This is a genomic window from Ensifer sp. GW101-20A05 (genome assembly GCF_059424735.1).
Genome location: NZ_JBWKZT010000002.1, coordinates 827,786 through 839,978, shown reverse-complemented (window position 1 = coordinate 839,978; position 12,193 = coordinate 827,786). Strand labels below are relative to the sequence as shown.

Sequence of the window (12,193 nt, the reverse complement as noted above, 5' to 3'; positions counted from 1 at the left end):
ACGTTAAGGGCGGTGCCGGCAGAGAAACGGCCTCGCCCGCTCTAAAGGCGGTCGAGCTTCAGCCGCTCGCCGAGCAGATCGAGAAAGTAACGGATTTTTGCCGAAGGGCTCCGCCCCTCGAGCCAAAGCGCGTGGATCGGCACCGGAGCGGGCTCAAAGTCTTCAAGGACGATTTCGACCTTGCCCGCGTCGATCAGGTGCTTGATCTGCCAGAGCGGAGAGTAGCCAAGGCCGAGACCTACCTCCACCGCCGAGTAGATCGTGTTCATCGAATTCGTGCGAAACGCGCCGGTGACTTTGACCGCACGAGCCCGACCGTCGATGGTGAACATCCAGGCGCCAGGTCGCTCGTCGCCCGTGCGCGTGACACAACGATGCTCGGCCAGTTCCAGCGGATGTGAAGGCCGACCGAAGCGCGCGAAATAGGAGGGCGAACCGAAGACGACCCGGCGAAGCGCACCCAGGCGTTTGCTTGTCAGTCCCGAATCCGCGAGATCCCCGATCCGCACCACGAGGTCGAGCCCGCTCCCGGCGAGGTCGACGAACGCATCGGAAAGGTCGAGGTCCACCTCGACCGCAGGATACTTCGCCATGTATTCGGCGATGATTGGCATCAGGAACCGCGGCGCAAACAGATTGGGCGCCCCGAGGCGCAGCACGCCTGACGGCTCGGACCGGCGCTGCGCCGCCTCCTCGCGCGCCTCGTGGATCTCCTCCACCGCCGGCTTGATGCGCTGATAGAAGCTCTCGCCCGCCTCGCTCGGCATCGAGCGGCGGGTCGTGCGATGCACCAGTTCAACACCGACGTCGTCCTCAAGCATGGCGAGCGACCGGCTGACGGTCTGGAGCGGGCGCCCCAGCCGTTTCGCAGCCGCCGTCAGGCTACCCTGTTCGACGATCGCCATAAAGGCTTCCAGATCTTCGATGCGGCTCATGCGATAATCCCGTTTTCCGGGAGAATAAATCACATTTCACGTCGATTGTCCGCCGCCTTGTGCCTCATTAGCTTGAAGTCATCACTTCTCGGCGGCACGAAAGGCAGACCCAGATGAACCAGCGCTCCAATACGATCCTCGTTGTCGGCGCCACCGGTCGCTTTGCCGGTCTCGTCGTTCCGGAACTGGCGCGGCGCGGCGCCAAGGTTCGCGCCCTGATCCGCGATGAGACGCATGGCGCGCTGGCGAAATCGCTGGGCGCATCCGAAATCGCGATCGGCGATCTGCGTGAGCGCGGCAGCCTCGACCGGGCACTCGAAGGCGCTGCCGGCGTCTTCCATATCGGGCCTGCCTTTGCCCCGGATGAAGCGGCGATGGGCGTGTCGATGGTCGATGCCGCCGTGCGTACCGGCGTCAGCAAGTTCGTCTTTTCCTCGGTCATCCAGCCGACCCATGTCCGGCTGAAGAACCATGCGGCCAAGATGCCGGTGGAGGACGCGCTCTATTCGTCACCGCTCGATTACACCATTCTGCATCCCGCGAACTTCATGCAGAACCTCCGCCCGGCCTGGCCAAGTGTGCTTGCAACCGGCACCTTCGCCGAGCCGTTCCCGACGACGGCGCGTATCGCCCGTGTCGATTACCGTGATGTTGCCGAAGTTGCGGCAATTGCATTGACCGAAGACCGCCTCGCCTATGCGACGCTCGAGCTCTGCGCCGACGGACGGCATAACCGCGAGGAAATCGCCCAGATGATGACCGGGGCGCTCGGGCGGCCGATCATTGCCGGAGACATCGGGTTTCACGAATGGGCAAAGCCGATCGCGGCCACATACACCGACCACCAGTTGGAACTGCTGGCCAAGGTGCATGCCCATTACTCGGATGTCGGTCTCGGTGGAAACAGCCTGACGCTCCGCGCGGCGCTTCAGCGCGAACCCCGCAGCCTTCTAAGCTTCATCCGCGAGTTGGCACGGGCCTCGCGGCAAGGTCCGTCCGGCGCCGTTCCTGCCGGCCGATAGCCACTCTCCTTCTCTTCAAAATCCCGGAGTATTCCTATGCCAAAGAAGCTTCCTCACCGGTACCAGCCGATCGTTATGCCGCTGGTTCTCTCAGCCCTGATGTCGGGCATCGTCTCCTTCGTCTCAACGGCCGCCGGCAATGGCTTTCAGCCCGACCTTCTCGCGCTGTGGGTAAGGGCTTGGGCCTTCTCCTGGCTCGTCGCGTTCCCGAGCCTGCTCGTTGCCCTCCCGGTGGTGCGCCGAATCGTGGCGGCGACCGTCGAGCCGCCGCGCAGCAACTGACACGCCTTTGCCGACTGCCTCATCGTCTCTCTGCCCGAGCCAGCTTTTCTGAAGCCACGGATGATTTTTAGGATACCTAAAAGCGATTGACAGGAAATTGGGCCGCGCCCTAGCTTGAGGAGAGACTATAAGGGGAACAGACAGTGACGACGGAACATGCCAGCGGCGCATCTACCGGCGAGGCAGAGGCGCCGTCGCTCGGCGATCGCCTGCGCCAACGGCGCAAGACGCTGAAGATGACCCTTCAGGAGGTCGCCGACGAGGCAGGCTTTTCCGTTGGTTTCATTTCGCAGATCGAGCGTGGCATCACCGTCCCGTCACTGACCTCGCTGATCGCCGTCTGCCGGACGCTGAAGGTCGAGGCGGGAAGCTTCCTCAACCCACCGAAGGTGGCGACACCGTTCACCCGCCGCGAACACCGGCCGATCTATGGGCTCGGCGGAGAACGCGGCAACGCGGTCTCCTACGAACGCCTCTCCGCGTCCTTCCCCGGCAATGTACTCAGAAGCACCATCATCCACGAACCGCCGGGCCACCGCAGCGAGCCGATGTCGCACGAGGGTGAAGAGATCTTCTTCATTCTCCAGGGGGCTTTGACGCTGGAGGTGGACGGCGAACGCATGGTGCTGGAAGCCGGCGATTCCGCCCACTTCCCTTCGCTGCGCACCCACACGATGTGGAACCACACGAAAGAGCCCACCACCATTCTGCACACCTGCACCATGGATGTGTTCGGCGACGGAGATCCGTCGGGAAGCCCTGCCGACAGCCTTGCGGTGACGCGGGCCGACAACCGGCTGACTGCCACCAGCAAGACGTGACCTTTAGGAGCGTCTGGGGCCCGACAGGTCGAGCCACCCAACGCTAAGGCAACAGCACCATGGCACCCGTCGTCCGGCGTCCCTCGAGCCGGCGATGCGCCTCGGCCGCCTCCGAAAGCGGCAGACGCGCGTGGACGGGGATCTTGACCGCGCCGCTCGCGACGACGTCGAAGAGATCCTTGCTCATGGCAAGCACGTCCTCGCGGCGTGCCAGGTGCGCCGGCAGCAGCGGCCACGTGGCGTAAAGCGATCCTTTTATCGCCAGCGTCGTGATGTCGAACGGCGGGATCGGGCCGGAGGCGGCACCGAAACTGACGAAGTGACCGAAGGGGCGCAGGCTGTCGAGAGAACCTTCGAATGTCGCCTTGCCGATGCCGTCGTAGACGACATCGACGCCCTCGCCTTTGGTGATCTCGCGGACATGGTCGGCGAAACCCGAACTGCTGTAGTCGATCACGTGGTCTGCGCCATTGGCCCGCGCCAGCCTGGCCTTTTCAGGTGAGCCTACGGTGCCGATGACCGTTGCGCCGAGGTGCTTCGCCCATTGCGTCAGGATAAGGCCGACGCCGCCGGCAGCCGCATGGACGAGGACGGTGTGGCCAGCTTCGACACGGAAGGTGCGGCGCAGGAGATATTGCGCCGTCAGGCCCTTCAGCATCATCGCCGCACCCGTCTCGAAGTCGATATCGTCAGGTAGATGCACGAGGAAATGGGCCGGCACATTGTGCTCTTGCGCGTAGGCGCCGAGCGCCTCGGCATAGGCGACCCGATCGCCGGGCTTGAAGCCTTCGACATCAGGCCCGACCGAGATCACCTCACCCGCCCCTTCCTTTCCGGGGATGAACGGCAGTTGCGGTGGCGGGTAGGAGCCGCGGCGCAGGTAGACGTCGACGAAGTTGACGCCGATCGCCCGGTTGCGCACCCGGACCTCGCCGGGGCCAGGTTCGCCGAGTTCGACGTTTTCATAGGCGAGCACGTCAGGCCCGCCGTGCTGATGCACGCGGATTGCTTTCATGGATTTGCTCCTCTGGTTGGGAATCGTGGCCGCAGGGCCGTGGCAGTGCCTAGTCGATGGTGGGTGCCGGCTTGCTCGTCTTGGGCATGCGGATCGAGCGCTCCTTTGTTCTCACACCTGATAGATAGCCACACGGCAGTTCCCCGTGTAGACTGATATCGATGACAACAGAGTTCAAAGATTATGATATCTGATCAGATCGGCATCGACCTGCTGCGCGCCTTTGTGGCGGTCTGTCGACAAGGCAGCTTGAACCGCGTCGCTACCCAGACCGGCCGCACCCAATCGGCGCTCAGCATGCAGATGCGCCGGCTCGAAGATCTGCTCGGCCGCCAACTCTTCAACCGCACTGGTCGCGGCGTCGTGCCGACGCCCGAGGGCGAACTGTTCCTGGGATATGCGACCCGCATGCTGGCGCTCGGCGACGAAGCGGCCGCGCGGCTGCGACAGGCCGATCTCAGCGGTGGCGTGCGGGTCGGGCTTGCCGAGGAAGTGGCGACGACGGCGCTGCCCGAGGCTCTCGGGCGGCTGCGGCGCGGCTATTCGGAGATCCGGCTCGACGTGGTGGTGGAGCAGTGCGTAGCGCTCGGAAGGACCTGGCCCGAAGGTGAACTCGACATCATGGTCGTGCCGACCTCTGTGGTCACGGCCGACGCCCTCACCGCCTGGAACGTCGAACTGCAATGGGTCTGCGCCACGGACTATGCGTTCGACGAGACACGGCCGGTCGACCTCGTCGCCTTCGCAGCGCCCTGTCTTTGGCGCCGGCGCATGATCGAGACGCTGGCGGACCAGGGCCGGGAACACCGGATCACCTTTACGAGCCAGAGCATCACGGCGCTTCAAGCCGCAATCGAGAATGGGCTCGGCATCGGGTTGCTTCCACCAGAAGCCATGAGAGCGGGCACGATGCGGGCGCTCCCCGCTTCGTCAGGCGTTCCGAAGCCGCTTGCCGTCCAATACGGGCTTTTCGCCAGGGATCGCCGCACAGCCGTCGTCGATGCGGCGATCGGCGTGCTGCTCGAAGCCCTGCCGATCACATCAAGAACCTAGCGTTCCGTTGCCGCGTTGAAACGGCGAAAGGCGCGAACCGGTTGAAACACGCGGCTCCGGCTGGAGATCACGCGCCCCAGGTCGTCTCCAGCACGCGGATCCAGTTGCCGTGGCAGATCTTCGCAAGTGCGGCGTCGTCATAGCCGCGTGTGCGCAGGAGATCGACGAGCAGCGGCAGATCGGCCGCGCTGCGCATGGCGGCCGGGATCGTCGTGCCGTCGAAGTCCGAGCCGAGCGCGACGTGTTCGATGCCGATACGCTCGACGATGTAGTCGATGTGATCGGCGAGCAGCGTCAGCGGCGTATCCGGGTTCCTGACGCCGTCGGCGCGCAGGAACAGGACGCCGAAATTGATACCCGCGAGCCCGCCGGTATCCTTGATCGCGTCGAGCTGACGGTCCGTCAGGTTGCGGCTGTGCGGGCAGAGCGCATGAACGTTGGAATGCGACGCCACCAGGGGCGCCTGCGACAGCGCGGCGATATCCCAGAAGCCCTGCTCGTTCATGTGCGAGAGATCGAGCATGATCTTCAGCTCGTTGCTGGCGCGAACCAGATCCTTGCCGGCCTCGCTGAGGCCCGGACCGATATCGGGCGAAGAGGGAAAACGGAAAGGGACGCCATAGGCAAAGATGTTCGGCCGGCTCCAGACGGGACCAAGCGTGCGCAGGCCGGCGGCATGGAGCACATAGAGCGCGTCGAGATCGGCACCGACGGCCTCGATGCCCTCGATGTGCAGCACCGAGGCAAAGGCGCCCTTGGCCATGGCGTCGCGGATATCGGCAGCACTGCGGCAGATCTTCAGCCGCCCCTCGGACTGGCGCTCGATCCGCATCAACAGGCTCGCCATACCGAGAGTAGCTTCGAGAGCGGTTTCCCGATCGGGCGTCGCAAAGTCGCCGCTGCCGTCCTTGGCCAGGCCCGGCGAAGCCACGTAGACGGCACAGAGACCGCCGGCAAGGCCGCCCGTCTCCGCCTTGTCGAGATCGATGTGTCCGGTATCGGCGCCGTCGAGAAAGCGGCGTTCCGGCGCGCCGCCCGGCGAACGCCAAAGCCGCGACAGCACGTCGTTATGTCCGTCAAAGACCGGGATTTTCGCTTGGGTCGCCAATTCTGGATCGCCTTCTCAACCTGTTGTCCTGTGCGCGACTCATAGATAGTCGCGGACGGACCATAGACATTGGGTGCGGGAACCGCACCCTTTTTCCCTGCCGCCCTAGCCCAATGCAGCCATGCCGGGCAAATGCAAACCGTGCATAGGCCCTGCCGGAAATGGAATTGGCAGCGCATGCTGCTGTCGTGCTTAGTCAGAAAACGCGCGCGGCAACACCCCGCGAACAGGACGGAGAATGGACATGACGAAGCCGGCATCGCTGGATTGGCAAGCCGCCGAAGCAACCGCGAGACGCCTGACCAGACAATGGGCGGCGGACGAGCCGGGCGGCGGCGTCATCGGTTTCGACGCATCCGGAATCTGCTTTTCGCATGCGGGCGGCGTCGAGAGCCTCGCCACGTTTGCGCCGTTCACGGTCGACAGCGTCGTGCGTTATGCATCCCTCACCAAGCACGTCTTTTCGGCAATGGTGCTCGCGCACAGCGATCTGATAGGCCTCGACGATCCGCTCGGCCAACACCTTCAGGAATTGCGTTCGCCGCTTGCCGAAGTGACGGTTGGACAGGCGCTCGACATGAGCGGCGGCCTGCCGGATACACGCGAATGCCTGTCGCTACTGGGCCTTTCCGTCTACACGGAAACCAAGGCCGGAGCGCTGCTCGATTACATTTCGCGCCTTGAGCGGCTGAACTTCGCGGCAGGCACCGAGGTCTCCTATTCGAACACCGGCTATCGCCTCGTCGAAGCGGCGTTGGAGCGCAGGGGATTCGGCTTCGACGATTTCGTCCAGCGCGAGCTCTCAACGCCGCTCGGTATCGCGCTGAAGGCGCCGGACGTCTGGAACGACCCGGTGAAGGACCTCGTTCCCGGCTATTGGCACTCCGGCGAAAGCTGGCAGATTTCCGCCGCCGGCCTGCACATTTCCGCGTCGGGTAGCCTGACCGGCAGCGCTCGGGCGCTCGCCACTTGGCTGCAGGCCCTGCTCGGCGACGAAGGTCGCTTCGCCGGTCTTCTGCAGAAATTGCAGGCGACCCGGTTTCTTGCCGACGGGCGACCGACGGGTTACGGCCTGGGCCTGCGCAAGTCCTGGCTCGGCCCGCGTGAATTCGTCGGCCACGGCGGCTCACACCCCGGCTACAAGACCTATTTCCTGCTCGATCCCGAAACACACGCCGGCTTCGTCGTCGTTTCCAACCGCGAAGATACCAACGGTTACAAGATAGCGCTCGAAAGCATGGCGGGGCTCACCGGGCTCACACTACCGGCTCCCGTGACCGATCTCGGCGACGGTCTCTACGTGACGGAGACCGGCCCCTGGTGGATCGAGATCAAGGGCAGCACCTGCACCTATCTCGATGCCGACGAGACGCTCTATGACGACGGCGAAGGCTGGGTCTCGTCGCGCTCTGCCTCATCACCCCTGCGGCTTCGCCGGGATGGTTCCGCCCTTGTCGGCGAAGTCGGCCATGCCGCAAGGCGCTTCCTTCCGGCGGCGGCGCATGAGCCGGTTCCGGCGTCGCTTTCCGGTGTCTGGCACTCGGACGAGGGCGCGGAATTCACAATCGAGAACGGCACGGTCTTGATGGGCATCGGCCCTGTGCGTCAGGCCATGACGCTCAATGCACTCGGCAACGGCCGCTTCCTGTTCACCTTGAACGACGGCCCGTGGGTCAAGCGCATCTGCCTGCATATGCTTGCGCCCGACCGCCTCGAACTGGTTTCGAGCCGCGCCCGCATGATCGAATATCGCCGCCGCGCCTGATTTTTCTTGATGACACGTGGGCGCTGCCGCAAAGAAGCCTGTCCCGCGGCGACTGGCTGAGCGGACTGGACTTCCGGAGTGCATGTCGTGGAAATCAAATGGCTTGAAGACTTTCTGGCACTCGCCAGCACGCTGAACTTCTCCAAGGCGGCGGACGAGCGTCACGTCACCCAATCCGCTTTCAGCCGCCGCATCCGGCAATTGGAGGCCTGGCTGGGCGCAACGCTCGTCGACCGGGCGACCTATCCTTCGCGCCTCACCGAAGCCGGCGTGAAATTCGTACCGGTGGCGCAGGAAACGCTGAAACAGCTTTATCAGGCGAGGCGCAATCTCCAGCAGGAAGAGGGCTCCGACGCCCGCACCATCAAGCTGACGGCGCTGCACACGCTCTCCTTCACCTTCTTTCCGGAGTGGATGAGCCGCGTCAACGCCAAGATCGGCCCGCTCTTCTCCAGGCTTCGTCCGGACTCCGGCAGCATGGAGGAGAACCTCAACTCGCTCGTGGACGGCGAATGCGACTTCCTGCTCACCTACGCACACACCCAGGTTCCGCACCTGCTCGACCCACAGGCCTTCGAGCACCGCGTGCTGGGTCATGAACGCATCCTTCCGGTCTCGGCCGCCAGCAAGACAGGTGCGCCAAAGCACCTACTCGAAGGCGGGGCGAAGCCCTTTCCGCATCTGAGCTACGAGAAGTTGTCCTTCTTCGGCCAACTCCTCGACGAGCTGATAAGCCCCAATTTGCCGCCGGCGCAAAGGGTGCACGAAGGCAGCATGTCCGTGGGATTGAAAGCCATGGCCGAAGCCGGCTGGGGCATCGCCTGGGTTCCCGAGAGCCTGATGACGGACGAATTGGCGAGCGGCTCCCTGGTCCGGGCAGCCGAGCCTCGCTGGGACATCAGCGTCGAGATCCGCCTCTATCGCGCCAGGGAGAACCGCCGCCCGATCGTCGGGCGTGTCTGGCAGAGCCTTGAGGCTGTCGCCTAGGCGACAACCCAGAAACGGCGCAACCTAGATCGCCGTCCGCCGTGCGTGCTCCAGATAGAGCTCGCGCAGACGCTTGACGATCGGGCCTGGTGCACCTGAGCCAACAGGCTTGCCGTCGATCCGGGTGATCGGCGCGACGAAATTCGAGGCGCTGGTCAGGCAGGCTTCGCGGGCGTTCAACGCCTCGTCGAGCGTGAACGGCCGTTCCTCGAGCGTCAGCCCCTGTTCGCGCGCCAGCGCCAGTGCGGCAAGCCGCGTGCAGCCCGGCAGCGTCGCCTGGCTGTTGCCGCGGGTGACGATGCGGTTGTCCTCGGTGATGATATAGGCGGTGGAGGAAGCGCCTTCGGTGACAAAGCCGTCTTCGATCATCCAGGCCTCGTCGCAGCCTTCGGCCTTAGCGATGCGCTTGGCGATCACCTGCGGCAGCAGGCACACGCTCTTGATGTCGCGGCGTGCCCAGCGCTGGTCGGGCACGGTCTTGATCGAAAGGCCTTTCTCCGTCGCAGCGACGCCCACCAGTGTCTTCTCCTGGGTGAAGAGCAGTAGCGTCGGCTTGATATCCTCCGAGAACAGGAAGTTCCGGTCTTCGGCGCCGCGGGTGAGCTGGAGGTAGACGATGCCTTCGACAAGATCGTTGTCTCGCACCAGCCGCTTTTCAATCGCGACGATCTCCTCGGTCGACACCGGCAGCGGCACATCGATTTCACGCGCCGAGCGTTCCAACCGGGCCATATGCGGCGCGCTGTCGATCAGCTTGCCGTCAAGAACAGCGGTCACCTCATAGATGCCATCGCCGAAGAGGAAGCCGCGATCGAAGATTGAGAGGCGCGCCTCGTTCTCCGGCAGAAACTCGCCGTTGAGATAGACTGTACGAATGGGCAGCTGGGGCATGGGGGCTCCGTAAGAGTTAGGTTTGGTGTGCAGCCGTGGATCGCCACACCGCTCGCGATCCAGGCGCAATGATCACGGCTCGCTCAGGGCGCGAAGCCTTTCGAGCGAGATCGCTTCGACCGTGCTCGGCTTGCCGTTCGCGGCGTTGAAGCCGTGCGTCGTTCGGGCCATGGTCAGCGAATTGAGGATGGCCTCCTCGGTTGCCTCGATGGCCGCCTCGAAGAGCGGCGACATCAGGTCGTTCGGAAGGTCCGGGTAATCCGCAATCGCTGCCCGCCGTGCCTTCGTTCGACGAACGGATGGCGCCGTCGAGAAGGCAAGCGCATAGTCGCCGGAGCCGTTGCTGAGTGCTGCCCCAGTGCGGGCAAGGCCGCCAAAGCCGCGCTCGGCGAGACGCTTGAGATTGCGCGCGGAGAGCGGCGCGTCGGTGGCGATTACGATGACGATGGATCCATCCCGGTCGTGTGCCGCCGGCGCATCATAGGCACGACCGCAGACGGTGAGCCGCCCGCCATAGTTGGATTGAACGAGCACCCCGAGCGTGAAGATTTCCCCGGCCGCCTTGACGCGGCGCGAACTGGTCCCGATGCCACCCTTGAGGCCAAAGGCCACCGTGCCGGCACCGGCGCCGACAGCCCCCTCCTCCACGGCACCAGTCTTCGCGGCGGCGAGGGCTGCACCGATCTCGTCGATGGTCGGGCGGCCGGCGCGAATGTCGTTGAGACGGGAATCGTTGGTCTCGCCGACGACAGCGTTCAGCGACACGACCTTCTCGTTGCCGGGTTGCGCCAGGGTCCAGCGGTTGATTGCCTCGATGGCCCGGCCGGTCGCGAGCGTATTGGTGAGAACGACGGGCGTTTCCAGCTCACCTAGCTCCTCGACCTGGGTGGATCCTGCGAACTTGCCAAAGCCGTTGAGCACCGCAAGCGCTGCGGGCACCTTGTCCTGAAACAGGTTGCCGCCATGCGGCAGGATGGCGGTCGCGCCGGTGCGGATGCGATCCCCCTCGACGACGGTGGCATGACCGACCGCGACGCCCTCGACATCGGTAATGGCATTCAACGGGCCGGGTTCATAGACGCCCGGCCGGAAGCCGAGGTCCCGAAGTCGCAAGCATTTGATATCTACCATTTTTTCCGTCATTTCCTTGCCCGTCGACCCGATCGCGAAACAGACGTTTCGTCGCGGGGCACCCTACCTTTATCGTTGGCAAAACGGCATCTCAAAAATGGAATAGTTTCATGAGTAGCCTGCAACGCCGGCGGATACATCGACGGGATCATGGCGCAAGGGCCGATCGCGCCGTCAAGTTCTGAGACAATGCAGCCCGGCAGGTCAGGACGCCAGATGATCCGGAGGCGACGTCAGGCTCCGGGAATGACTTGGCGGCGCACCCATGATCTTGCGGAAGGCGCGGCTGAACGAGGCCTCGGAATCATAGCCGAGCCGGTTGGCGACATGGGCCACGCGCTTTCCTTCGCGCAGCCACTGATGCGCCTGGTGCATGCGCATGCGCGCCACATAACGGGCGGGCGTCTCGCCGACCGTATCGGCAAAGCGCTGGGCAAAACCCGAGCGCGATGCGCCCATGAGCTTTGCCAGTTCCGGCACCGACCAGTCCTTGGTCGGATCGAGATGGATGGCGGCAAGAACCCGACCGACCTCCGGATGGCGGACCGCGGCCAGCCAGCCGGTCGCGGTGCCGCAGCCATGTTCTACCCAAGCACGGATGATCGTTGCGGTCAGCACGTCGGCAAGCCGCGCCAGGATGCCGCCGGAACCTACGCGCTGCATCGCCGCCTCGCGCGTCATGGTGTCGAGCAGCGATGGGATCGACGGTTCGCTCGACGCGAGATCGCTCGTGCGCATGACGGACGGCATCAGCTGGAGGAGAGGATGCAGTCGGTCGACGTTGAACTGCATGACCGCGAAGAACAGAAGGTTCTGGCTGTCCGAATTGGGACATTGCACATCGACGATGCCGTCGCAAAGCTGCCGTTTCGGCAGATCGCGGATCGAGATCGCCGGCAGCCCCGGCTTGCTGGCAAGCACATGCGCGTCGCCCCGCGGCAGCAACACGGCATCGCCCGGCGTCAGCTCCATCCAGGCGCCGTCGGGCGTTTGCAGATGGGCGGAACCGGATGCGAGAAAATGAAAACGCGCAGGTTCCTGCGCGGGATAGGAGGTTGCCCATGGCGCACAGGGCTGGCAACGCCCATATTCCACTCCGTCGAGCCGCAGGCCGCGCAGAATCTCGGTTAGCGCATCGCTCATCTCTCATCCCATCTTTGGATAATCGGCACAGTGTTTTGGA

General features: G+C 64.2%; 12 protein-coding genes. 6 read left to right on the top strand and 6 right to left on the bottom strand.

The window, feature by feature from the left end; translation table 11 throughout:
* Positions 1 to 41: 41 nt before the first annotated feature.
* On the bottom strand, positions 42 to 935 hold the full coding sequence (locus AC070A_RS08925) for a LysR family transcriptional regulator (RefSeq protein ID WP_057255485.1): 894 nt from the start codon (positions 933 to 935) through the stop codon (positions 42 to 44).
* 113 nt (positions 936 to 1,048) lie between these two features.
* Between AC070A_RS08925 and AC070A_RS08920 the strand changes: the two genes are divergently transcribed.
* From AC070A_RS08920 to AC070A_RS08910, 3 genes are all read left to right on the top strand, one after another.
* Positions 1,049 to 1,957 (top strand): NmrA family NAD(P)-binding protein, encoded by a 909-nt coding sequence (locus AC070A_RS08920; RefSeq protein ID WP_113132976.1) that lies wholly within the window; start codon positions 1,049 to 1,051, stop codon positions 1,955 to 1,957.
* Positions 1,958 to 1,993: 36 nt separating this feature from the next.
* Positions 1,994 to 2,239 (top strand): DUF2798 domain-containing protein, encoded by a 246-nt coding sequence (locus AC070A_RS08915; protein ID WP_112994098.1) that lies wholly within the window; start codon positions 1,994 to 1,996, stop codon positions 2,237 to 2,239.
* A gap of 143 nt (positions 2,240 to 2,382) precedes the next feature.
* Positions 2,383 to 3,060 (top strand): helix-turn-helix domain-containing protein, encoded by a 678-nt coding sequence (locus AC070A_RS08910; RefSeq protein ID WP_210334667.1) that lies wholly within the window; start codon positions 2,383 to 2,385, stop codon positions 3,058 to 3,060.
* A 43-nt stretch (positions 3,061 to 3,103) separates the two neighbouring features.
* On the opposite strand, the gene AC070A_RS08905 is transcribed toward AC070A_RS08910, so the two are convergent.
* Complete coding sequence (locus AC070A_RS08905; RefSeq protein WP_112994097.1) at positions 3,104 to 4,075, bottom strand: quinone oxidoreductase family protein; 972 nt, start codon at positions 4,073 to 4,075, stop codon at positions 3,104 to 3,106.
* Positions 4,076 to 4,258: 183 nt separating this feature from the next.
* On the opposite strand from AC070A_RS08905, the gene AC070A_RS08900 reads away from it, so the two are divergent.
* Positions 4,259 to 5,128, top strand: a complete 870-nt coding sequence (locus tag AC070A_RS08900; RefSeq protein ID WP_112994096.1) for a LysR family transcriptional regulator — start codon at positions 4,259 to 4,261, stop codon at positions 5,126 to 5,128.
* Positions 5,129 to 5,195: 67 nt separating this feature from the next.
* Here the strand turns inward: AC070A_RS08900 and AC070A_RS08895 are convergent, their stop codons facing one another.
* Entirely contained in the window at positions 5,196 to 6,236 is a 1,041-nt protein-coding gene (locus tag AC070A_RS08895; protein ID WP_113480190.1) for a dipeptidase, read from the bottom strand.
* A 244-nt stretch (positions 6,237 to 6,480) separates the two neighbouring features.
* On the opposite strand from AC070A_RS08895, the gene AC070A_RS08890 reads away from it, so the two are divergent.
* Positions 6,481 to 8,001 (top strand): serine hydrolase domain-containing protein, encoded by a 1,521-nt coding sequence (locus AC070A_RS08890; RefSeq protein WP_492383840.1) that lies wholly within the window; start codon positions 6,481 to 6,483, stop codon positions 7,999 to 8,001.
* A gap of 87 nt (positions 8,002 to 8,088) precedes the next feature.
* Complete coding sequence (locus tag AC070A_RS08885; RefSeq protein WP_112994093.1) at positions 8,089 to 8,988, top strand: LysR family transcriptional regulator; 900 nt, start codon at positions 8,089 to 8,091, stop codon at positions 8,986 to 8,988.
* A 24-nt stretch (positions 8,989 to 9,012) separates the two neighbouring features.
* Here AC070A_RS08885 and AC070A_RS08880 read toward each other — a convergent pair whose 3' ends face one another.
* The 3 genes from AC070A_RS08880 to AC070A_RS08870 all read right to left on the bottom strand — a co-directional run bounded on the left by AC070A_RS08880 (position 9,013) and on the right by AC070A_RS08870 (position 12,153).
* Complete coding sequence (locus AC070A_RS08880; RefSeq protein ID WP_112994092.1) at positions 9,013 to 9,879, bottom strand: D-amino-acid transaminase; 867 nt, start codon at positions 9,877 to 9,879, stop codon at positions 9,013 to 9,015.
* 72 nt (positions 9,880 to 9,951) lie between these two features.
* The gene (locus tag AC070A_RS08875) at positions 9,952 to 11,010 is read right to left on the bottom strand and encodes a P1 family peptidase (RefSeq protein WP_492383839.1); all 1,059 of its coding nucleotides are present in this window, start codon (positions 11,008 to 11,010) and stop codon (positions 9,952 to 9,954) included.
* Positions 11,011 to 11,214: 204 nt separating this feature from the next.
* Positions 11,215 to 12,153 (bottom strand): AraC family transcriptional regulator, encoded by a 939-nt coding sequence (locus AC070A_RS08870; protein WP_057255476.1) that lies wholly within the window; start codon positions 12,151 to 12,153, stop codon positions 11,215 to 11,217.
* Between the last annotated feature and the right edge of the window lie 40 nt (positions 12,154 to 12,193).